The organism is Polaromonas sp., from assembly GCF_030680935.1.
Classification (GTDB): Bacteria; Pseudomonadota; Gammaproteobacteria; order Burkholderiales; family Burkholderiaceae_C; genus Polaromonas.
Genome location: NZ_JAUXUP010000029.1, coordinates 34,380 through 55,962, shown reverse-complemented (window position 1 = coordinate 55,962; position 21,583 = coordinate 34,380). Strand labels below are relative to the sequence as shown.

The window sequence follows — 21,583 nt, the reverse complement described above, 5'->3', positions numbered from 1 at the left end:
TCGGTTGCCAGGGCATGGGCCTCTCCTTGCGTTGATCGCAAGCAAGAAGTGTTTCCTATGTCCTCGCACACCTGTTTCCCATGTCTCCTGTCCATACAGCGACGCAAAAGAAAGTTACTTGCCGCCGGGCAACCCCCGGCTTGTTGGCGATCCACAAACGCCGGATCGAAGAACGCTTCAACAAGCCCAACCTGAACAGCAGTTGCAAGCAGACTTTGCATGCCATCGCAGCCAAAGACGGAGCCCGGCTTCACGCGGCACGCTCCAGCACAGGCGCATGATGCCCCCCACCCATATGCGCGCCAAGGACATGCCGCTCGGCGTCCGCAGCGGAAGTTTCAAACACAATCTGCCCTTCACTCATCACCACGATGCGGTCGGCCAGCTCCAGCAGCTCATCCAGGTCCTCGCTGATCAGCAGCACCGCAGCGCCCTGGTCGCGCACGCCGCGCAGGCGGGTGTGGATTTCTTTCACGGCCGCAAAATCCAGACCGAACACCGGGTTCGCGGCGATCAGCACCTTGATCTCTCCGGCCAGTTCGCGCGCCAGCACCGCGCGCTGCACATTGCCTCCGGACAGGCTTCGAATCGGCGCGTTTTCACCCTGGGTCTTGATGCCGTAGCTGGCGATCCAATCGCGCGCGCGGCTGCGCCAGGCACTGAAGTGCAGACGCCCGCCACGACACAGCGGCGGGCGGTCAAAGTCGCGCAAGGCCATGTTTTCGGCCACAGACAGATCCCCCACACAGGCATTGCGCAGCGGTTCCTCGGGCAGGCTGCGCACCTGCAGGCGGTGGTTTTCTTCGCGCCGGGCGGCATAAGGCTGGCCCTGCACCGTCACCGTTCCGGCCGCCCGCGCGCGCTGTCCGACCAGGGCTTCCACGAGCTCGCGCTGGCCATTGCCAGAGACGCCAGCGATACCCAGGATCTCGCCGCGCGCGACTTGCAGGCTGAGCCCACGCACCGCCAGCGTTCCACGGTCTCCCATGACCGAAAGCTGCTGTACCTGCAAGGTCGGAGTCAAACCATCATTTGCTATGTTTTTAATAGCTGTTTGCGCAGGCAGCGAAAGGGCTGGGGCCGTATTTTCCTCTGAGGGTTTGGCCTCATGGCTGCCAGCGACAGCTGTAGCCTCACCCATCATGGCCCGGGCCAGCGGCGCCGGGCCGGTGACAGCCACCGCGGTGTGATGCACGGCCTTGCCCCGGCGCAACACGGTCACGTCGTCGGCATAGGCCATGACCTCACGGAACTTGTGCGTGATGATGAGCACCGTGCACAGGCCGCTGCGCGCGAACTCGCGCACATGGCCCAGCACCTCGTCGGCTTCCTGCGGCGTCAGCACCGACGTCGGCTCATCCAGAATCAGCAGGCGAGGCCGCAGGTAAAGCTGCTTGAGCAACTCCAGCTTCTGCTTCTCGCCCGCAGCCAACTCGGAGGGCCGAGCGTCCAGGTCCAGGCTGAAAGGGGTGTGGGCCAGAAAGGCCTTCAGTTCAGCGCGTTTGGCGCGCCAGTCGATCACAGCCGGTATCTGGCCACTGGCCAGCAGCAGGTTTTCGGCCACGGTCATGCCCGGGGCCAGGGTGAAGTGCTGATACACCATGCCAATACCCAGTGCCCGCGCCGCCACCGGATTGGCGATCTCGTGCTCGCGTCCGTCGGTGAGAATGCTGCCTTCCTCGGGGCGGTGAAAGCCCGCGATGCATTTGACCAGGGTGCTTTTGCCGGCCCCGTTTTCACCCAGCAACGCATGCACGGACCCGGGCGCGACTTTCATGGTCACATGGTCGAGCGCGGTGAAACTGCCAAAACGTTTGGTCAACTCGTAGGTTTCCAGCGCCATGGCACCCGTGGGCAGCGGCATGGGGTCGACGTGCATGGTCATGGCAATGCTTTCAAAGCAAGCCGTCCAGCACAGCCTGCGAGGTCGTGTGCGCGCCGAACACCCCGCCCTGCATGGTGATCATCTTCAGCGCAGCTTCGTGGTTGCCCCGGTCTGTGGCGGCGGTGCAGTCCGACAGCAGCAGGCACTCAAACCCCCGGTCGTTGGCGTCGCGCATGGTGGTGTGCACGCAGACGTCGGTGGTGATGCCGGCCAGGATCAGGTTGCTGATGCCGCGCGTGCGCAGCACCATCTCCAGATCGGTGGCGTAAAACGAGCCTTTGCCGGGTTTGTCGATCACCACCTCGCCGGTCAGCGGCGCCAGCTCGGGGATGATTTCCCAGCCCGGCTCGCCGCGCACCAGAATACGGCCACACGGGCCGTCGTCACCAATGCCGACACCACCGCTGCCAATTTGCTGCGAGCGCCAGCGCTTGTTGGCCGGCAGGTCGCTCAGGTCTGGCCGGTGGCCTTCACGTGTGTGCATCACGCTGTAACCTGCCGTGCGCATGGCGGCCATCACTATCTTCAAAGGTTCTATGGGCGCGCGTGTCAGCGAGATGTCGTAACCCATCTTGTCCACGTACCCGCCCACGCCGCAAAAGTCGGTCTGCATGTCGATCACCAGCAGCGCGGTGTTGGCTGGCCGCAAGTCCCCGTTGTAGGGCCAGGCATAAGGGTTGGCTTGAATGAAACGCTGCATGCTGCTTCGCCCTCAGGCGGCCTTCTTCAAAGGCATGGCCGGCGAATCAGGCTCCAGCGGATGCGCCTCAGGCCCCTTGTAGATACGTGTGGGTGCCTCAAAGCCGCAGGAGCTGCCGTCGGTCACCGCCACTTGCCACGGCAGCTTGTAAGTGCCGGCCGCCATGTCGTGCATATAGGTGTAGGGGCAGTCCTGGGCACCGCCCTTCACCGCCACATAACCCCGGTGGTACAGCTGGTACATATTGTTTTCCACACCCCAGCCGATACGCGCTTCGCGCACCAGATCGGGCCGGACTTCGCAGGTGATGATTTCATCGACCCGCCCGCTGCCCTCGACCAGCACCGTGCCGTCAAAGTTGCAGAACATGCCCTCGCCCATCGAGTCAAAGCTGCCGTCGCTGCCGCACATACACACGTTGGCGGTCACGGCCAGGTTGCAGAAGGCATTGGCCTGGTTGGTTATTTTCCAGCTGTGGCGAATCGGCGCGGTGTAGCCGGCGGTGCGGATGATGACTTCTGCGCCTTTGTAAGCGGCCTCGCGCGCCATTTCAGGAAACATGCCGTCATGGCAAATGATGAGTGCGATGCGGCTGCCGTTCGGCCCGTCGCAGACCGGAACACCGAGGTTGCCTGGCTCCCAGGGTTCGACCGGCACCCAGGGGTGCAGTTTGCGGTAATACAGCTTGATGGCACCCGTGTCGTCAATGATCAGGCCGCTGTTGTAGGGGTTGCCGCCGGGGTTGGCTTCCATGATGGAAAAGCAGCCCCAGATTTTGTGGTCCACGCAGGCTTGCTTGAAGGCGGCCACTTCCGGGCCGTCGAGTGAACACATGATGGCCGGGTTGATGTCCATCGACAGGCCATGCAGCGAGTACTCCGGAAACACCACCAGGTCCATGGTGGCCTGGTTGCGCCTCGCCTTGCCCACCATGTCGCAGATGCGCTGTGTTTGCGCGGCGAGCTGCGCAGGTGTTTCAACCACCGGCAGTTGCAGCTGCACCAGGCCCATGACCACGCCATGCGCCGATTTGTTGAGTCCGCCTAATCCTGTCACGTCTGGCTCCTGAAGCTTATTGCCGGGAAGAAAGCTCGCCCGGGCTGCCGCTGACCGCACTGCCCGGACGGCAGGTGATCACCAGAATCAGCAAGGTGAGTACATAGGGAACGATATTGAACAGGTGGTAGCCCCAGCCCACACCTATGGACTGCAGGGCCGGGCCAATTGCCCCGGCGCCGCCAAACAGCAAAGCGGCGCCTACACAGCGCAAGGGGCTCCAGCGCGCAAAAATCACCAGTGCCACCGCAATCAGCCCCTGGCCGCTGGAGATGCCTTCGTTCCAGCTGCCCGGGTAAAACAGCGTCAGGCAGGCGCCACCCAGGCCGGCGATCATGCCGCCACCGGCTGTTGCTGCAATCCGGATGGCCGACACCGAATAACCGAGCGCCCGGGTGGCATTGGCCGAGTCACCCGCCAAACGCACCAGCAGGCCGGCGCGGGTGTTGGCAAAGGCCCACCACAGCGCCAGCGCAATCGCCAGGCCAATCGGCAGCAGCGCGTTGACCTGCAAGGCCGAGCGCACAGCAGCCGAGTCGCTCCAGTTGCCCAGCGCAATAAAGGGCAGCTGCGGCGCCTGCGGCTGGATCAGCGGCTTGCCCAGATAAAACGCCAGCCCCATGCCCAGCAACATGAGGGCGATACCGGTGGCAACATCGTTGACACGCGGCAGCGAACAAAGCACACCGTGCAGCGTGGCCAGCAGCGCGCCCGTGGCGGCCGCAGCCAGCACACCTATCCAGGGCGAGCCACTGAGGTAAGAACCCCCAAAGGCCGCCATGGCCGACAGCACCAGCACACCTTCCAGGCCCAGGTTCACCCGCCCGGACTTTTCCGTCAGGCATTCGCCCAGGCTGACAAACAGAAAGGGCGCGCCCACGCGCAAGGCACCGCCGGCGATACCGGCGAGAAAAATGAGGAGCTGATCGGCGGTCATGGCGTGATCTCGTTGGCCTGGGCACGCGGCGGAACGGCAACGGCGATACGCGGTCCGGCGACACGCACCACCCGTGCCCACAGCGCTTTCCAGTCGGTGTCGCGCAAGGCTTCGCTGGCCAGAATCAGCACAAAGGCAATGCCCTGCAGCAGCAGCACTGAGGCATCGGGCAGACCCAACCGGCGCTGCAGCAGGCTGCCCGCTGCACCAAAACCGCCGAACACGATGGCGACCGGAATGACCGCAACCGGCTGGTGCCGCGCGATAAAGGAAACCAGAATGCCGGCATAGCCATAACCCGCGATCAGCGATGCGTTGGCGCTGTAATGCACGGCAGCCACTTCCACCGCACCTGCCAGACCGGCGCAGGCGCCACCGAGCGCACAGGCCAGCACAATCAGGCGCGAAGCCGGCAACCCCACCAGCTGGGCCGCACGCGGGTTGCCGCCAACCACACGCACCGCAAAACCAGACGGTGTAATACGCAGCCACAGACCTGCCACAAGGCACACCAGCACGCCAAGTACCAGGCCCCAGTGCACGTCGGACCCTGCAATGCCACTGATGCGCAAACCCTCGGCCAGCGAAAACGTCGAGGGCTTGTTCAAACTGGCCGGGTCGCGTAGCGGCCCTTCCACCAGGTGTTTGAACAAGCCGATGGCCACATAGGCCAGCAACAGGCTGCTGATGGTTTCATTGATGCCACGGTACTGGCGCAGCCAGCCGGCCAGCGCAATCCACACCGCCCCAGCCAGCGCACCCGCCAGACACACCATCACCGTGCCGACGCTGCTGGCCGGCAGGGGCACGGCGTGCGCCAGCGCCGCCGCGGCCAGCCCGCCCAGCACCAGCGCACCCTCGGCCCCTATCACCACCAGCCCGGCACGCGCCGGAATGGCCACACACAGGGCGGTGAGCATCAACGGCGCGGCGCGCTGCAGGGTGTTTTGCCACGAGTACCAATCGCCAAAAGCGCCCTTGAACAGCAGCAGCCAGACCTCGACCGGGTTGACACCGGCAAACCACACAAACACACCGAACAGCAGCAAGGCTGCGGCGATGGCGGCTATCGGCAGGAAGATGCTGGCGAGGGAATTGCGCATGGGGTTTTACCGTTCGGGCTGAGCTGGTCGAAGCCAATGGCCCTTAGCCAGGCTAAGGGCGAACGGAACTTCAGATGGAACCAATCACCCCTTCCACCAGGTAGTTCATTTTTTCCAGTTCCAGATCGGTCTGCTTGTACGACTTGCCGGCCGCAGCCACCACGCCGCCCTTGTTGTCCTTGAGCGGGCCCTTGAAGATGTCAAACTTGCCGGCCACCATCTGCGCCTTGATGCCGTCTGCCTGCTTCTTCGCAGCGTCGGTGACCATGGGGCCGTAGGCCGACATCTTGACGTAGCCTTCCTTCAAGCCGCCGCGGATGAAGTTGGGGTGCGGCTTGCCACTGCGTGCCGCTTCAATGAAGGTGGTGTAGGCGGTGAGCCAGTTCCACTCGGCACCCGTCAGGTAGGCATTGGGCGCCAGTTTGGCCTGGCTGGCGTGGTAACCACAGACCATCTTGCCGCGCTTGGAGGCGGTCTCGACCACCACCTTGGGGCCGTCCACATGCATGGTGAACACATCCACGCCCTGGTCGGCCAGGCTGTTCGTGGCTTCGGCTTCCTTGACGGGCATGGACCAGTCACCGGTAAAAATCACGCTGGTGGTGATGCCGGGTTTGACCGAACGCGCACCGAGGGTGAAGGCATTGATGTTGCGCAGCACCTGCGGAATCGGCTTGGCGGCGACAAACCCGATCTTTCCGCTTTTGCTCATGTGGCCGGCGATCACGCCGTTGAGGTATTGGCATTCGTCGATGTAGCCAAAATAACTGGCGGTGTTCTTCGGGTGTTTGCCGTCGGTCCACATGCCGCCGCAATGGGCAAACCGGGCCTCCGGAAACTTCGCGGCGACGGCCAGCATGTGCGGATCAAAATAACCAAACGAAGTCGGGAACACCAGCGACGCGCCGTCCTGCGCCACCATGCCGGTCATGGTTTTTTGCACCGCCGCGGTTTCGGGCACGTTTTCTTCTTCGACCACTTTCACGCCAGGCATTTTTTTCAGCGCCGCAGCGGCCTCGGCCTGGGCCTGGTTGTAGCCGTAGTCGTCACGCGGGCCGACATAAATCACGCCCACCGTGATGGGCTTTTGCGCAAAGGCCAGCGGGCTGAGCCCCGCAGCGCTCAGCGCAGCCAGAGACTTGAGGGTGTCGCGGCGATTGAAGTTAGGGGTGATCATAGGTTTCTCCGTGGGTAAAGTTGAGGAAGTGCTGAAGGGAACCGAAAAAGTCATTCATTCATGCGAGCAGGCTGACATGGGCGGCCACCACACGCCAGCCTTCTGCCGTACGCATCCAGGTCTGGCTTTGCCGGCCGGTCCTGCTGCTGCCTTCGCGCAGGAACTCGCAGTCGGCCGTGGCGAAATCACGACCGTAAGTCGTAATGGCTGTCTTCAGCAGCGTGCGCGCCAGACCTTGTGCAGGTCGACTGGCGCGGAACGCCTGGATCGCGTCAAAACCATACAGGTTCTCGCCAGCCCCATAGCGGCGCGTGTGCGGGCTGTTCCAGAACAGCTCGTCGAGCACCGGCACGTCGTTGCTGACCAGCGCTTGCTCATAACGCTCGAACACGGCCGTGACTTCGGCCAGCACCTCGGGCAGATTGACGTCCATCACAAGGGTGCCTTTCGCAAGTGGGCAACTCCAGCCCGTTGCAAGACTGCGGCTGCCCGCAGGCAAAGATCTTCGCGCCATGGTGCTGCGATCAGTTGCACACCAATCGGCATGCCGCCTGTACCGTCGGGCCACATCGGCGCCACAGCCACGGGGCAACCCGCAAAGGAAATTGGCTGTGTGAGCAAACCCACTGTGGGCCGGCAGGGCATTTGCGTGCCATTGATGTCCAGCCACTCGGTGCCGATCTCTGGCGCGCTGACCGGGGTGGCAGGCGCCAGCAGCACATCCCAGTCGCGCAGCAGGGCATTGACCTTGTCGCGGTAGATGCGGCGAAAGCGCTGTGCCTGCACATACCAGGCGCCTGGCTGCAGTGCACCGGCAATAAAGCGGTCCACCGACAGTGGCTCGAACTCGGTCACGCGGGTACGCAAGTCGTTCAGGTGCAGGGTGCCCCCCTCGCTGGCGCCAACGATGAATGCTGCCGCGCGCGCAAGCGCCGCATCGGGCCATTCGACCGAATCGTTCGCGCCGAGTATGGCCGCTGCGCTGGCCACTGCGGCACGCGCTGCGGGGGTCGCGTGATCGCTGAAATAGCCCCCCAGCACGCCGATGCGCAGGCCCTGTACGCCGGTGCCAAGGACAGAACTCACGGCTTGCACGTGCAGCGCGTGGCAGCCCGGGTCCAAAGCATCGGCGCCCTGCATGGCGTCGTAAGACAGCGCCAACGTCTCTACGCTGTCAGCCAGCGGGCCGAGGTGGTCCAGGCTGTGAACGAAGGGGTAAGTGCCACGGCGCGACAAGCGCCCGAAGGTCGGCTTGAGGCCCCACACACCACACAGGGATGCCGGCACACGGATCGAGCCATTGGTGTCCGAGCCAAGAGCCAGCGGCACCTGCCCTGCGGCCACCGCTGCGCCGGAGCCGCCCGACGACCCCCCCGCAATGCGGGTGCGGTCGTGCGGGTTGCGGCACGGGCCGTAATGCGTGTTTTCGGTGGTGAACCCGTAGGCGTATTCGTCCATGTTGAGCGAACCCACCAGCACCGCGCCGGCCGCCCGAAGGCGCTGAACCAGCACCGCATCCTCGGCAGCGGGTGCGTTGCTGCGGTTGATGGTGGAGCCAGCCAGCGTCACTCCCCCGGCAATGTCGAACAGGTTTTTTACTGCATAGGGCAGCCCGGCCAGCGGTGGCAGGGTCTCGCCGCGTGCGCGTCTGGTGTCCACGGCCGCGGCTTCAGCGCGGGCCCGGGCGAAACTCCGGCCAGTGAAAGCGTTGACCTGGCCGTCCGTGGCCTCGATGCGGTCGATGGCCTGCTGCAGCGCCTCGGCGGCGCTGAGCTCGCCCGCAGCGATGGCACGCACCACAGCCAGGCCCTCAAGCGCTCCTGTTTTCATAGCTGCTCGCGCAGGTTGTATGAGGCCTGGAACGGCAAAGGACTGTATATTTCGGCCGGCTCGTCGGCTACCGTGAGCCCAAACGCGGTCAGCTGCCCAGCCATCCCCGCCGTGCGGGCCAGATGCACCGCCACGCGTTGCTGCTGGGCTTCGTCCAGCGTGAGGCCCAGCGCCACAGACGCGGCCTTGACATAGCTCAGAACTTCTTGATCGGTCATGGACGGGTTCCTCAACGCCTGACTTCGCGCTGGAAAATCTCCAGGCTGCGTTTTTTCGTACTGACAAAGCCGGGCTCAGACAGCGTGTCCACGGTGCGCGGCCGGGGGTCGCCATAGGGCAGGATTTCGGCAACCCGCGTGGGCCGCTTTGTCAACAGCAGCACCTGATCGGCCAAATACACGGCTTCTTCAAGGTCGTGCGACACCAGCAGCATGGTGGTCCCGGTTTGCATGAAAACCTCCTGCAGCTTTTCGCGGATGAACAGCGTCATCTCGAAATCAAGTGCAGAAAACGGCTCGTCCAGAAACAGCACCTCGGGCTTGGGCGCCAACGCCCGCATGATGGACGCGGTTTGCTGCTGCCCGCCCGAGAGTTCATACGGGTAGCGCTTGAGGTCGAACTTCACGTCAAACGAGGCCACCAGCTCGGCCATGCGTCTGTCCACCTCGGCCTTGGATTTGCCCTCCAGCTTCAGGGGATAGGCGATGTTGTCGATGGTGCGCATCCAGGGGAACATCGCTTCGCGGTAGTTCTGGAAGACGTAGCCGATCTTGGTGTCTTTCAGGGACTTGCCGTCGAACAGGATTTCGCCGGCATCAATCGGCACCAGCCCGGCAATCATGTTGATCAGCGTGGACTTGCCGCATCCATTGGGGCCAAACACCGAGACAATCTTGTGCTTGGGAATGTCGAGGTTGAAGTCCTCATACAGCGGCCAGCCGGCAAAATATTTGGTCAGGCCTCGAATGGTGATGTGAGTGCCAGCCGGACCAGGCTGAAAGCTCGGCACAGGTACATCGGCAAACACTGGGGCGTTAAGAACTTCAGTCATGGCTACCTTCCACTCCAATGAACAATGCGGCGCTCGAGAAGCAGGAACAAGACGTTGAGCGCATAACCCAGCACACCCGCTGCCAGAATGGACGCATACATGTCTTTGACGTTCATGACCTGCTGCGAGTTGATGATGCGGTTGCCCAGGCCGCTATCTGCCCCGATGAACATTTCGGCCACAATCACGATCACCAGTGCCATCGAAACCGCCGATCGCAGACCGACAAAACTCGGCTGCAGGCTTTCCCAGATCAGCACGTCCTTGAACACCTGCCAGCGCGAGGCACCCATGACCTTGGCCGCCATCACGCGCTGCTTGCGCGCGTTGATCACACCGTAGGCGCTGTTGAAGATCACGATCAGCAGCGCACCGAAAGCGGCAATTGCCACCTTGTTGATGTCGGACACACCGAAAATCATCAGGAACAGCGGAATCAACGCCGATGAGGGTGTGGAACGGAAGAAGTCGATCAGGAACTCGACGCTGCGGTAGGCCTTCTCGTTGCTGCCCAGCAGCACGCCCAACGGCATGCCGACGGCCGCGGCAATCATGAAAGCCTGGACCGTGCGCCACACCGTGACGGCAAAGTCCTTGAGCAGCGGTCCGCCGGCCAGGCCATTGACCAGCGCGCCCAGCGCGTCCAGCGGCGGCGGTAGCAGGATGGCCTTGATGAAACCGAAACGCACCACGAGGTCCCAGATGATGAAAAGCACCACCGGGCCGACGAAGGGCAACGCCCTGTCCAGCGCTGGCTTGCGCTGCACAGTCCCCGCCGATACCGTTGCTGGCGGCGCCCAGGGTTTGGCGGGTGCAGCCGGCGCAGCCGTTCCAGAGGTGGTGGTCATCCTGTTCAGCCCTTGTAGAGCATGGTGTCCACCATGAGGCGCGAACTGAAGATGCCTTTTTCGGAAAACAGGTCGAAGAACTTCTGGAAGTGCGCCACGTCAGACGGCTTGAATTCGTTGTACATCATGTAGGCCGCCAGCGGTACCTCGCCCGTGAGCGCGCCTTCGATCGGGGTGTAGCCCTTGAGATACTGGCGCGCCTCGACCGATTTGGTGCGGACATAGGCCACGCCCTTGCCGTAGGCGGCAATGAATTTTTTGGCGGCGTCCGGATTTTTCTTGATGAAGTCCGAGGACAGCGAGGCCGAACCACCGAACCAGGGCGCCATGTTGTCACCGAGCACGTATTGGGAAATCACACCGGCTTCGAGTACACGCGTGGTGCCGTTCATGCGGCCGATGGTGCCGGTGGGCTCCAGCGTGTAGGCGCCGTCGATCTGGCCGGCGGCCAGCGCGGCCACATGCTGACCGATCGGCAGCTCGACCACCGTGGCTCCAGTGGCACCACCACGCTCAAGGATGGTCTTGGCCAAGGTCACGTTCTGGATGCCGGGGCCCGAGCCGATGCGCTTGCCCTTGAGGTCGGCCATCACCTTGGCCGGGCTGGCCACCGGGACGATGACTTCGTCGAGCACGTTTTTCACATTGCTTGGGTTGGCACAGAATATCTTGAAGGTGCCGGGCTGGGCCAGTTCGCCGATGGCGATGTTGGCCGACCCGGTGCCGTTGGCGGTGCCGTCCGAGCGGCCAGAGAGCACTGCTTCCATGACCTGCTGGGCACCTGCGAATTTAAGAGGCTCCACGTCCAGGCCCGCTTCCTTGAAGTAGCCCAGCTCGATGGCGGCGTAAAACGGCAGGCCGGCTGCGATGGGCCAGTAGCCGATGCGGATTTTTGGCGCGGCCTGGGCGCGCACGATGGCAGGCATTCCCATCACGCCCAGCACGGCAGCGCCGGTCTGCAATACTTTTCTGCGTGTGGCCGAAGGGGACTGTGGACGGTGGGGCGTGTTCATGGAAATCTCCTGGATAAAAAAGGGTTGAGAGACGGGGTTTTCAAAAAGCAGCTCAGGGTCGCGGGGCCGCCAGCGAGGCGATGTAGGCGCGCCATCCGCCCAGATGCGAGATGTCCTGCGCGCCAGCCGTTGCCAGGGCCTCGCAAAGAAAGCCCTGGACCTGGCTGCCATCAGCCAGTTCCAGCGTGCCTATGCCCAATGGCGCGGGGATCATCGCCACGAAAGAGCCGTAATGCTCAACCGGCATGTCCCACACTTCAACGGCGATGCGGCTGCCCGTGCCAGGCGCCACACGCAGCAGGCCCGGCTTGGGCGGCACGGTGCCGGGCAATGCAAAAAATTTGTAGTGCGGCGCGGTGTCTGCGCTCGCGGCAAGGGTAGCGCCGCGTTCGGTCAGCTGGCTGTTCAGCGGCATACCCGAGAGGTGCGCGCCCACAACCGCCACCTTCACTGCCGCCGGTTTGCGCAGGGCAGCTATCGGGCGCATGGGCGGCAAAGGCACGCCAGTGGCGCCCTGCGCCAGCCCGGTGGAGTGGTGGTAACGCTGGCCCAGATCGGCCAGCTGCCAGTCACTGCCGCAGGGCGCAATCAGGGTGACGCCGAAAGGCAGGCCGTCTTCGCGCAGCGCACTCGGCACCGACAGGGCGGCGTAGTCCAGCAGGTTGACGAAGTTGGTATAGGTACCAAGCTTGCGGTTCAGCGCCACCGGCTCCTGCTGCATCCGGGCCAGCGTGTAATGGGTGGGCGCAGTAGGTACCAGCAGCACATCAATACCGCTCCACATGGCATCGGCGCGCTGGCCCAGGCGTTTGACTTCGGTCTGCACCGCGTACAGATCAGCGGCGCTGTAATGGCGGCCTGCCGCAATGATGCCGCGTACCGGCTCGATCACCTCGGTTTCGTGCGTGTCGAAAAAGCCCCGTATGGCGGTGTAGCGCTCTGCCACCAGCGCGCTTTCGTACAGCAGCTCGGCCACTTCTGCCAGGGGCGTAAAGTCGATAGTGACCGCCGTGCCACCCATCGCTTCAAGCCGCGTCACCGCTTGCGCAAACGCGGCACGGGCGGATGCGTCGCCATCAAAGTCCAGGAGATCCGGCACGCCGAAGCGGAATGCGGCGGAGAACGGTTCAGTGGCCAGTGCGAGCTTGCGCGACCAGGGGTCCTGCGCGTCGTGCCCCATGGCAGATTGCAGCACCGCTGCCGCGGTGGCCACGGTGCGCGCAAAAATGGACACGCAATCCACACTCTGTGCCGCTGGTACCACGCCGCGCGCACTGATCAGGCCGCGCGAAGGTTTGAGGCCCACGATGTTGTTCAGGCCGGCCGGCACGCGGCCGGATCCGGCGGTGTCGGTGCCCAGCGAAAAGTCGGCCTGGCCGGTGGCCACCACATAGGCCGAGCCCGCGCTGGAGCCGCCCGATACATAAGCCGGGTTAAAGGCGTTGGGTACCGCCCCATAAGGCGAACGGCTGCCGTTCAGGCCGCAGGCGAACTGGTCCAGGTTGGTTTTGCCCAGCAAAGATGCACCAGCATCGAGCAGCTTCTGCACAACCGCCGCATGGGCGTCGGGCTGGTAGGCAAAGGCCGGGCAGGCAGCGGTGGTGGCCAGGCCGGCGGTATCGATGTTGTCCTTGACCGCAAACGTCAGCCCTGCCAGCGCCCCCGCCGGTGCGATGGCCGCAGCGTCCGGCGGCGGCGCGCGGCTGATCCAGGCCTGCGGCGCGAAAGCGCCGCCAACTGGAAGCACGGCGCCGCGCCCGCCCGGGGCCGCCGCCACTTCAGAATTTAAGGAAAGTTGCACCAATTTGAAGCATCCATACTTGTGTACAAGATGAGATGCAAGGTGCGTGCCAGCCGCATCGGGGACACGCAACCGCTGTGTCTGGGTGCCGAGAACCGGTAAAAATGCTATCGAATAGATAGCTGTCTGCGCATGTTCAACAAGGGCTGCAACCGAAATTTCCTGGAGGCCAGAACGACCCGACAGCCTCGGGTCGGCCCCGGGCACGGTCCGTGGTCGGCGCCCACAAAAGGAGCAGGGCCGGATTTTCAGGCAGCTTTGCCGCCCGGCGGGGGCCTTATGTTTCCAGTACCAGGCGCGTCACCACAGGCGGTGATTCGCCCAGGTGAAAAGCCAGCTTGCGGTCGCGCAGCGCGACGTCACCCGTGGTCACTCGGTCAAAGCGGCGCAGGTGCTCTGTCCACGACTCATCGGTGATCTGCTCGATATATCGGCCGGGCTCGGTGATGTCGCGCAGCAATTCCCAAGCCAGCGCGCCCTGGCGCAATCGGCTGCGGCGGCTCTCCTGCATCAGCGCGCGAAACTCGGCGGCGCGGGCCGGGTCGATGTGATATTCAATCGTGATGCGCACCTGCCCGGTCAGTGGCGGCGCCTCGGCGCTCGGCACCTTGAACTCGCGCGAGGGTGTCAAATCCTCTTCGATGCTGCGGTCGCGCAGCAGCAGCTGGGTGGCAAGGATCGCCACCACCCCCGTCAGGGCCGCGACCAGCATGCTGATCGGCACACTGCTCAGGGTGGCGACCTGGCCCCAGACAGCGGCGCCCAGCGCGCTGGCGCCCATGATGGCCATTTGAAAAATCGACATGCCGCGCGCACGTACCCAGTCGGGCAAGGCCAGCTGCGCAGAAACACTCAGGGTATTGGCCGTGGTGATCCAGGCGGCGCCGGCCAGAAACATCGCCGGCGCGGCGATGTACACATTCGGCGCAAAGGCCACGGTGGCCGTGGCAGCCGATTGCAGCAGCATGCCGCCCAGCACCAGCGCGTCGCGCGAGAAGCTGCGGCGCAGCCTGGGCAACAGAAATGCCACCACAAAAATGGCGCCAAAACCCATGGACGCCAGCAGCAGCGTGAAGGTGGCGGCATCGCCGCTGTGCAGACCACGCGCCACCAGCGGCAACAGCGCCAGCAAGGCGGTGGAGTGAAAGAAAAACAGCGCCACGCGCAGCAGCACTGCGCGCAGCCGCGTCGACTGGCGCACAAACTGCACACCCACGCGCATGGCGCTGATCAGGCGCTCGCGCCCCAGCGGGCTGGGTACATGTTCGCGGCGCCAGCGCATGATCACAAAACCAGAGGCCAGCGACAGCACCGCGTTGAGCACAAACACGTATTCGCTGCCTGCTCCGGCAATCAGCGCACCAGCCACCAGGGGCCCCACGATGCGCGAGGCATTCATCGCGATGCCATTGAGCGCAAGCGCAGCGGGCAACTGGGCGCGCGGCACCAGCTCGGGAACAATCGCAGAAAACACCGGCCAGCGCATCGCCAGGCCAATGCCATTGGCAAAGGTCAGCGCCAGCAACAGCGGCGCGGTCATGGCGCCCAGAACAATCGTCAGGCACAACACCAGCGCCACCGCGGCCACCCAGAACTGCGTGATGATGAAGTAGCGGCGCCGGTCCAGAATGTCGGCCAGCGCGCCGCTGGGCAGGCCCAGCAGGAAAACCGGCAGGGTTGATGCCGACTGCACCAGCGCCACCCAGATCGGCGAGGTCGTCAATGAAGTCATGAGCCAGGCGGCCGCCACGTCATTCATCCACATGCAGATGTTGGCCGCCATCCAGGTGCCCCACAACATGCGGAACACTGGCGCCCGCAAGGGCGCCCAGGCCGAGAGCGAAGCGGGGTCATGACCGGGCGACACAGGTGTGCCCTTCAGGTCTGGCGGTCGGGGATCGGGCATGGCCTATTGTCGCGGCAGCCGGCGCGGGCTGCTGGAACGCCGCCAGGAGCCTTGCGCTGCGCAAGGCTTCGGGCCACGAGGGCCGGCAGGATTTACTGCCCCTGCAATTCCCAGATGCGGCTGATCTGCGCCGACAATTCCATAGGGTCAAAGGGCTTGTGAATGACGTCAATGGCGCCCAGCTCACGGTATTGCGCCACTTCTGCCGCCTGGACCTTGGCCGTCATGAAGATCACCGGGGTGCTGGCGGTGGCCGGCAGCGCGCGCAAGGCCTTGAGTGTGCTGGGGCCGTCCATGCCCGGCATCATGACGTCGAGCAACAAGAGGTCGGCGCCGGCGCCGGGCGCGTTGGCCAGCGCTTCGCTGCCGGACGCACAGGCAATCACCGTGAAGCCGCCCACGGCCTCCAGCGCCATCTGGGCAATGGCCCGGATATCGGGTTCGTCTTCGACATAAAGAATACGGGCAAGTGGTTTGGACATTCAGGAATCCTTGGAGTCGGTGGCAGGGGTGATTTGTAACACGCGCTGGATGGTTGACAGCAACTCCTCGTTGCTGGTCTGGGCTTTCACAAGTATGGCCGCGGCGCCGCGATCATCGCCATCGGTCACATCGGTGGCAGAAAAAACCACCACTGGCGGCCGATGCGGCAAGGCGTTGATGTCGGGAAACAGGTCCCAGCCGGAACCACCCGGCAGGCTCAGGTCCAGCAGCACCAGGTCAAAACGCTGTGCCAGCAGTTGCGCCCTGGCCTGCGGCAGCGTTGCCGCAAATTCGAAGACTGCAAAATCCTGGGCCAGCGCAGCGGTGATGGTCTGAATATCCAGATCGTCCTCCACATGCAGGATGCGCGGCAAACCGGCGGCCATGCTGGCAATTGAGCTGCGCAGGCCGCATACCAGCAGGTTTTCGTCAATCGGTTTGTTCAACCAGTTGGAAACCGACAGCTGCTGGTTGTTGAAACGGATCTGGCTTTCACCGGCTGCGGCCGAAACCACCACAATAGGCAGGTTGCGCGTGCGGGCGTCGCTGCGCAATGCCAGAATCAACGCAACACCCGCATGGTCGGTCGGCTGCAGGTCCACCGTCATCGCCGCATAGGGCCGCGTTGCCAGACGGGCCAGTACCTGCTGGCAGCCATGGACCGCATCAACCTCGAAGCCGGCCTTCTCCAGCATCATGCTGATCAGCCGGGCGATATCCGGATCGGGCTCGCAGACAAGGATGCGCTGTGCCGACGCTGGCAGACCGATTGCGGCGGGAACCGGCGCAGCTTGCCATTCGGGCAGCTCAAAAAAGAAGCAGCTGCCCACGCCGACTGTCGAAGTGAAACCGATATTGCCGCCGAGCCGCTCGACAATTGCTTTCGAGATCGCCAGCCCAAGGCCGGTGCCGCCCTTCACACGCGTATCAGAGGCGTCAGCCTGCGAAAATTTCTGGAAGATGCGCGAACGGAACTCGTCGGGAATGCCCGGTCCGTGGTCAAGGACCTCAATGCGCACCCATGCATCCCGCCTTGACAGCGTGACCTCGACCGCAGCAGAACGAGGGGAAAACTTCACTGCATTGGAGACCAGGTTGGTCAGCACCTGGGTAATGCGGTCGTTGTCGATGTTGACCCACAGCGGCTCGGCGGGCGCATGCAGTTGCAGAGTCACGCCATGCTCGCTGGCAAACCCTTCATTGGCTGCCAGCCCCTGTTGCAACAGGGGCTGCAGCGCCACCACCTGAAGCGCCAGGCGCATCTGGCCTGACTCGATTTTTTCTGTGTCCAGAATGTCGTTGATCAGCCGGATCAGGCGTTCGGAGTTGTTCTTGGCGATATCGATCAGGTTGCGAGCCGCATCCGGCACGGCTCCCGCCACGCCGCCGGCCAGAAGCCCCAACGAGCCGCGAATCGAGGTCAGCGGCGTGCGCAGCTCGTGACTGACGGTGGAGACAAACTCGCTTTTCATGCGGTTCAGGCGCTTCATCTCGGTGATGTCGGTGCCCAGCACATAAAAGCCAATGGCCTGCTCTCGCTGCGCGCCCTCGCCATACCGGGGAAAGTAATTCATCGCGTATTCGCGCGCCTGCTGTCCGGCAACTGGCTGCAACCTTTCATAACGGACCGCCTCACCGGCCAGCGCTTTGTCAACGTGGCGGCACACGGTCTCATATAACTCCTCGCCCATCACCTCGCGCAAGGTTTTGCCCTGGATATCCTGCGCCGTCAACCCAAAAACCTCTTCGTAGGCACGGTTGTGAAAAACAAGGTGCTGCCCGGCATCGACGTAGGCAATCAAGGCCGGAACGGCATCGGTGATCTGCCGCAACCGGAGCTCATTTTCGCTGGAGGTGTGCAGCGCGATGCTCAGGTCCTTGTTGGCGATTTCTGCTGCCGCCACAGCCGCCAGATCGCGCAGCGCCGCACGGTCTTCCTCATCAAAGCGACGCGCAACCGGGTCGATCAGACAGAACGTCCCGACCTTGAAGCCATTCGGACCCCTCAGCGGCATGCCGGCGTAAAACCGGATGCAGGGCCCGCCTGTGACCAGCGGGTTGTCGGCAAAACGCGCGTCGCTGCTGGCATCTTCAATGACAAAAGGGCCATCGTTCAAAATCGCGTGACCACAAAAAGAGATATTGCGCGGCGTCTCAGGGGCATCCAGCCCCTGCCGCGATTTGAACCACTGGCGCTCATGGTCAATCAGCGACACCAGCGCCGTTTTAACGCCAAACAGTTTGAGGGCCAGGCGGGTCAACCGGTCAAAACGCTCCTCTGGCGGACTGTCGAGCAAGCGCAAGTCCAGCAACTCGGCCAGACGCGCCGTCTCGTCAAGGGGTTTTAAAGGTTCCAGCATGCTGCTTGTTTCAATGGAGCCGTACTGCGAGCGAGTGGTTTGGACATTCAGGAATCTCCGGATTCAGCGGCCAGTGTGGCCGGGGGGGGAGAGGGCGTTTTCAGCACGCGCTGGATGGTTGACAGCAACTCCTCGTTGCTGGTCTGCGCTTTGACAAGAATGGCGGCAGCGCCGCGATCATCTGCAGCGGTGACATCGGTGGCGGAGAAAACAACCACTGGCGGCCGGTGCGGCAAGGCGTCGATGTCCGGGAACAGATCCCAGCCAGAACCGCCTGGCAGGCTCAGGTCCAGCAGCACCAGGTCAAAGTGTTGCGCCCGCAGGGCTGTTCTGGCCTCCTGCACCGAGGTTGCAAATTCAAAGGTTGCAAACTCCTGGGTGATGGCTGCAGCAATGCGCTGAATGTCCAGATCGTCCTCCACATGCAAAATGCGCGGCCGCCCGCCAGGTACGCCCTGAATGGCGCCGCGAAGGCTGCGCACCATCAAATGTTCGTTGATCGGCTTTTCAATCCAGTCGGCAACGCCCAGGCCTTGATGATCCGGGCGCTGCCGCCCCTGCTCTGCGCTGACAGAAATCACCACGATGGGCAAATTGGCGGTATGCGCATCACGCCGCACGGCGGTGATCAGCGCCGCGCCGTCCTGGTCGGGCAGCAAGGTGAGGTCCACCGTCATCGCTGCAAATGGCTGCTCGGCCAACATGGCCAGCGCGCGGTCAGCGCTGTGCGCCACGTCGGCGTCAAATCCCGCTTTCTCCAGCATCAGGACAATCAGGCGCGCAACGTCGCGGTCGCCCTCGCAAACCAGAATACGCGGCCTGGTACCCTGGGCAACGGGTCTGGCCAATGTACTCGGGGCCAACGCTTGCGGCTCGTGGATACGCGGCAACTCGAAGAAAAAAATCGTACCGCCCCCCTGGGCCTTGTCGAACCCGATGCTTCCGCCCATTCTCTCGACAATCGCTTTGGAGATGTTCAGACCCAGGCCGGTGCCGCCCTTTTGCCGGGTGTCGGACGAGTCGGCCTGCGAGAACTTCTGGAAAATCCGTTGGCGGAATTCTTTCGGTATACCAGGCCCGTGGTCCCGCACCTCCACCCGCACGCGCTCCGCGCGGCCGGACAGCGTGATTTCCACCACACCGGATCTGGGCGAAAACTTCACCGCGTTCGACAGCAGATTGGTGAGCACCTGCGTGAGCCGGTCGGTGTCCACGCTGGCCAGCACCGCAGCATCGGGGGCCTGCAGGCGCAAGGTCACACCATGCTGCCCGGCAAAACCTTCATTGGCAGCGATCGCCTGTAGCAGCAGGGGCTGCAACGGTACGGTCTGCAAGGCCAGGCGCATCTGGCCTGACTCGATTTTTTCGATATCCAGAATGTCGTTGATCAACCGGATCAAACGCTCGCAATTGTTTTTGGCGATGTCCACCAGGCCCTGGGCAGCCGGTGGCAGCGGGCCGGCTATGCCGCCAGCGATCAGGCCGAGAGAGCCACGTATCGAGGTCAGCGGAGTCCGCAACTCGTGGCTGACGGTGGATACAAACTCGCTTTTCATCCGGTCCATGCGTTTCATGTCGGTGATGTCTGTCGCCATCGCAAAAAAGCCCGTCACCCGCCCCTGCTGATCTTCGGCCTCATACCTCGGCACATAGCTGACCGCGTAGTCCCGCTCGCCGAGCACCGCAGAGCGCTGGGTACGCTCGTAATTCACGGTCTGGCCGGCCAGTACCCGCTCTACGTTCGGGCGAATGTCCTGGTACAGCGCCTCGCCAAGCACTTCCTGAAGGGTTTTTCCGACGATGGCGCCGACGCGCGGCCCAATGACTTCGCCATAGGCCTTGTTGTGAAAAATATAACGACCATCGCGGTCCAGGTAAGCAATCAGTGCCGGCACCGAATCGGTGATCTGCCGGAGCTGGTATTCACTGGCCTGTAGGGCCTCTTCGCTGCGCACGCGCTCGGTGATGTCGTGCACGATGGCAGAAAACAGGCGTTTTCCCGCTACCACCACATCGCCAAAGGACACGATCACCGGAAATTCAGAGCCGTCTTTTCGCATGGCCATTACCTCGCGGCCGGCTTCGCTGAAGCCGCTCTTGCGCTCCCGCAAATCGTCGAGCAACATGTCAAACTGCCCCCGGTAACGCTCTGGCACCAGGTGGGTCACCTGGCGCCCCAGAATTTCATCGCGCGAGTAAGCAAACAGTTTCAGGGCGGCGGGGTTGGCTTCGGTGATCACCCCGTCCACGCCGGTGGTGACCACCCCCTCGGCCATGCTGCGCGTCACCGCCCGGCTCATGGCCTCGCTGTCGCGCAACTGGTCTTCGGCACGTTGCTGCGTGGCATGGTAATGGTTGACGGACCTCAGCGCTCCGATGATCAGCACCAGCGTCAGCAGCCCGCCGCCAGCGATCAGCAACTCTGTCTGCCGTGCGTCGCTCTGGCTGGCCGCCTGGGCGCGGGCCAGATCCTGCATCTTGCCCTCAGCCAGCAACTCGGACAGCGAGTCAATTTCTTCCTTGAGCTGGCGATTCAGATCGCTGTTGACCACCATGCTGGCAGCCGTCAAACCTTCTGCGCGCCGCGCCCGAACCGCCTCATCCAGCATGCCAAGACGCCGGTCAACAGAGCCAGCGAGTGCCGGCAATTTAGGGTCGGCCGCATTGACCGCATCAGCGGCTCGCAGCTGGCTCAAAACCACAACCACCCGGGAGCGCGCCTCCTCATAATCAAACAGGTGCTCATCACTTGCCTCGATCAAAAATCTGCGCTGCGTGGACTCTGCGTTGGCCAGACTGCGCCCCACGCGCTCCAGCAAGGTGGTTGACTGCTGCACCTTCAAAGATTGTTGCGCGTCACCGATCAGCTCGTCAATCGTGCTGTAGGCCGCAACCGCCACCAGTAGCACCATGGCCGCGCCCAGTCCCAGCGCGAGATTGATCCTGACAGGGGTAGAGGTTTTCACAGGCCCTCTTCTGCGGTGCCCGTCGCGTGTGGCGGTGTTTCTGCCGCCGCTGCATCGGTCACTGGCAGGCTGTCCTGCAAAGATCCGATGGCGCGTTCGATATCAGAGTGCAGTCCAGCGACGCCCGCGCCAGACTGCACCACCCGTTGCAGCAGCAGCTCGAGCGCCTTGGCGGCGTGACCTGTGGCCACAAAACCCAGGGTGCCTGCGGTGCCTGCCAGCGTATGCACCAGACGCTCAAGTTCGGCCAGCGACGCCACCCCAGAGTTCGCTACTGCAAGGCGCCAAATCGCCTCGATCTGACCCACCTTGCCCGGCAAGCTGCGCCCGTACGCCTGGCGCTGCTCATCGAGAAACTGCTGGAACTGTTGTTGCGGGGTGCTCATGCCTGGAAGCGCCGCAGCCGGTTGCATTGGCACAAGTGAAGACGGAGAATTTTTTGCAAGGTGCCCCTATTGGAGCACGGC

Annotated in this window: 19 protein-coding genes; all 19 read right to left on the bottom strand. The window is 63.3% G+C overall.

Translation table 11 applies throughout. From position 1 onward, the window contains the following. Positions 1–254: hypothetical protein (locus Q8L50_RS08325; protein ID WP_305348197.1), on the bottom strand; the 254-nt coding region annotated here is incomplete at its 3' end. Beyond that, positions 251–1,885, bottom strand: a complete 1,635-nt coding sequence (locus Q8L50_RS08320) for an ABC transporter ATP-binding protein (protein ID WP_305348196.1) — start codon at positions 1,883–1,885, stop codon at positions 251–253. The genes Q8L50_RS08320 and Q8L50_RS08325, both read right to left, overlap by 4 nt. A 10-nt stretch (positions 1,886–1,895) precedes the next feature. Beyond that, the gene (locus Q8L50_RS08315; protein ID WP_305348195.1) at positions 1,896–2,585 is read right to left on the bottom strand and encodes a cysteine hydrolase family protein; all 690 of its coding nucleotides are present in this window, start codon (positions 2,583–2,585) and stop codon (positions 1,896–1,898) included. A 12-nt stretch (positions 2,586–2,597) separates the two neighbouring features. Beyond that, on the bottom strand, positions 2,598–3,641 hold the full coding sequence (locus tag Q8L50_RS08310; RefSeq protein WP_305348194.1) for a formamidase: 1,044 nt from the start codon (positions 3,639–3,641) through the stop codon (positions 2,598–2,600). A gap of 16 nt (positions 3,642–3,657) precedes the next feature. Next, positions 3,658–4,578: an ABC transporter permease gene (locus tag Q8L50_RS08305; RefSeq protein ID WP_305348193.1), complete on the bottom strand. Its 921-nt coding sequence runs from the start codon at positions 4,576–4,578 to the stop codon at positions 3,658–3,660. Next, positions 4,575–5,681 (bottom strand): ABC transporter permease, encoded by a 1,107-nt coding sequence (locus Q8L50_RS08300; RefSeq protein WP_305348192.1) that lies wholly within the window; start codon positions 5,679–5,681, stop codon positions 4,575–4,577. The genes Q8L50_RS08305 and Q8L50_RS08300 overlap by 4 nt, the downstream gene beginning before the upstream one ends. Positions 5,682–5,751: 70 nt before the next feature. Then, entirely contained in the window at positions 5,752–6,858 is a 1,107-nt protein-coding gene (locus Q8L50_RS08295) for a BMP family ABC transporter substrate-binding protein (protein WP_305348191.1), read from the bottom strand. Positions 6,859–6,916: 58 nt separating this feature from the next. Next, positions 6,917–7,291 carry an oxalurate catabolism protein HpxZ gene (hpxZ, locus tag Q8L50_RS08290; protein ID WP_305348190.1) on the bottom strand — a complete coding sequence of 125 codons (375 nt, stop codon included), beginning with the start codon at positions 7,289–7,291 and terminating at the stop codon, positions 6,917–6,919. Further along, positions 7,291–8,688: an AtzE family amidohydrolase gene (locus tag Q8L50_RS08285; protein ID WP_305348189.1), complete on the bottom strand. Its 1,398-nt coding sequence runs from the start codon at positions 8,686–8,688 to the stop codon at positions 7,291–7,293. The genes hpxZ and Q8L50_RS08285 overlap by 1 nt, the downstream gene beginning before the upstream one ends. Continuing rightward, complete coding sequence (locus Q8L50_RS08280) at positions 8,685–8,906, bottom strand: DUF4089 domain-containing protein (protein WP_305348188.1); 222 nt, start codon at positions 8,904–8,906, stop codon at positions 8,685–8,687. The genes Q8L50_RS08285 and Q8L50_RS08280 overlap by 4 nt, the downstream gene beginning before the upstream one ends. Before the next feature lie 11 nt (positions 8,907–8,917). Then, complete coding sequence (locus tag Q8L50_RS08275) at positions 8,918–9,739, bottom strand: ABC transporter ATP-binding protein (RefSeq protein ID WP_305348187.1); 822 nt, start codon at positions 9,737–9,739, stop codon at positions 8,918–8,920. Positions 9,740–9,741: 2 nt separating this feature from the next. Continuing rightward, positions 9,742–10,587 (bottom strand): ABC transporter permease, encoded by an 846-nt coding sequence (locus Q8L50_RS08270; protein ID WP_305348186.1) that lies wholly within the window; start codon positions 10,585–10,587, stop codon positions 9,742–9,744. Positions 10,588–10,592: 5 nt separating this feature from the next. Beyond that, on the bottom strand, positions 10,593–11,600 hold the full coding sequence (locus Q8L50_RS08265) for an ABC transporter substrate-binding protein (RefSeq protein ID WP_305348185.1): 1,008 nt from the start codon (positions 11,598–11,600) through the stop codon (positions 10,593–10,595). A gap of 52 nt (positions 11,601–11,652) precedes the next feature. Beyond that, the gene (atzF, locus tag Q8L50_RS08260; protein ID WP_370869766.1) at positions 11,653–13,347 is read right to left on the bottom strand and encodes an allophanate hydrolase; all 1,695 of its coding nucleotides are present in this window, start codon (positions 13,345–13,347) and stop codon (positions 11,653–11,655) included. A 331-nt stretch (positions 13,348–13,678) separates the two neighbouring features. Then, entirely contained in the window at positions 13,679–15,307 is a 1,629-nt protein-coding gene (locus Q8L50_RS08255; protein ID WP_305348184.1) for an MFS transporter, read from the bottom strand. 92 nt (positions 15,308–15,399) lie between these two features. Further along, on the bottom strand, positions 15,400–15,789 hold the full coding sequence (locus Q8L50_RS08250) for a response regulator (protein WP_305348183.1): 390 nt from the start codon (positions 15,787–15,789) through the stop codon (positions 15,400–15,402). Then, positions 15,790–18,150: an ATP-binding protein gene (locus Q8L50_RS08245; RefSeq protein WP_305348182.1), complete on the bottom strand. Its 2,361-nt coding sequence runs from the start codon at positions 18,148–18,150 to the stop codon at positions 15,790–15,792. Positions 18,151–18,197: 47 nt separating this feature from the next. After that, complete coding sequence (locus Q8L50_RS08240) at positions 18,198–21,116, bottom strand: PAS domain S-box protein (protein ID WP_305348181.1); 2,919 nt, start codon at positions 21,114–21,116, stop codon at positions 18,198–18,200. Then, on the bottom strand, positions 21,113–21,502 hold the full coding sequence (locus tag Q8L50_RS08235; RefSeq protein ID WP_305348180.1) for an Hpt domain-containing protein: 390 nt from the start codon (positions 21,500–21,502) through the stop codon (positions 21,113–21,115). The genes Q8L50_RS08240 and Q8L50_RS08235 overlap by 4 nt, the downstream gene beginning before the upstream one ends. Positions 21,503–21,583 lie beyond the last annotated feature (81 nt).

Excerpts from the sequence above, each read along its gene's own strand:
- Q8L50_RS08255 (WP_305348184.1), bottom strand. The coding sequence starts at position 15,307 with ATGCCCGATCCCCGACCGCCAGACCTGAAGGGCACACCTGTGTCGCCC.
- Q8L50_RS08245 (WP_305348182.1), bottom strand. The coding sequence starts at position 18,150 with ATGCTGGAACCTTTAAAACCCCTTGACGAGACGGCGCGTCTGGCCGAG.
- Q8L50_RS08295 (WP_305348191.1), bottom strand. The coding sequence starts at position 6,858 with ATGATCACCCCTAACTTCAATCGCCGCGACACCCTCAAGTCTCTGGCT.
- Q8L50_RS08250 (WP_305348183.1), bottom strand. The coding sequence starts at position 15,789 with ATGTCCAAACCACTTGCCCGTATTCTTTATGTCGAAGACGAACCCGAT.
- hpxZ (WP_305348190.1), bottom strand. The coding sequence starts at position 7,291 with ATGGACGTCAATCTGCCCGAGGTGCTGGCCGAAGTCACGGCCGTGTTC.
- Q8L50_RS08315 (WP_305348195.1), bottom strand. The coding sequence starts at position 2,585 with ATGCAGCGTTTCATTCAAGCCAACCCTTATGCCTGGCCCTACAACGGG.
- Q8L50_RS08305 (WP_305348193.1), bottom strand. The coding sequence starts at position 4,578 with ATGACCGCCGATCAGCTCCTCATTTTTCTCGCCGGTATCGCCGGCGGT.
- Q8L50_RS08275 (WP_305348187.1), bottom strand. The coding sequence starts at position 9,739 with ATGACTGAAGTTCTTAACGCCCCAGTGTTTGCCGATGTACCTGTGCCG.
- Q8L50_RS08270 (WP_305348186.1), bottom strand. The coding sequence starts at position 10,587 with ATGACCACCACCTCTGGAACGGCTGCGCCGGCTGCACCCGCCAAACCC.
- Q8L50_RS08235 (WP_305348180.1), bottom strand. The coding sequence starts at position 21,502 with ATGAGCACCCCGCAACAACAGTTCCAGCAGTTTCTCGATGAGCAGCGC.
- Q8L50_RS08300 (WP_305348192.1), bottom strand. The coding sequence starts at position 5,681 with ATGCGCAATTCCCTCGCCAGCATCTTCCTGCCGATAGCCGCCATCGCC.
- Q8L50_RS08285 (WP_305348189.1), bottom strand. The coding sequence starts at position 8,688 with ATGAAAACAGGAGCGCTTGAGGGCCTGGCTGTGGTGCGTGCCATCGCT.
- Q8L50_RS08280 (WP_305348188.1), bottom strand. The coding sequence starts at position 8,906 with ATGACCGATCAAGAAGTTCTGAGCTATGTCAAGGCCGCGTCTGTGGCG.
- Q8L50_RS08320 (WP_305348196.1), bottom strand. The coding sequence starts at position 1,885 with ATGACCATGCACGTCGACCCCATGCCGCTGCCCACGGGTGCCATGGCG.
- Q8L50_RS08265 (WP_305348185.1), bottom strand. The coding sequence starts at position 11,600 with ATGAACACGCCCCACCGTCCACAGTCCCCTTCGGCCACACGCAGAAAA.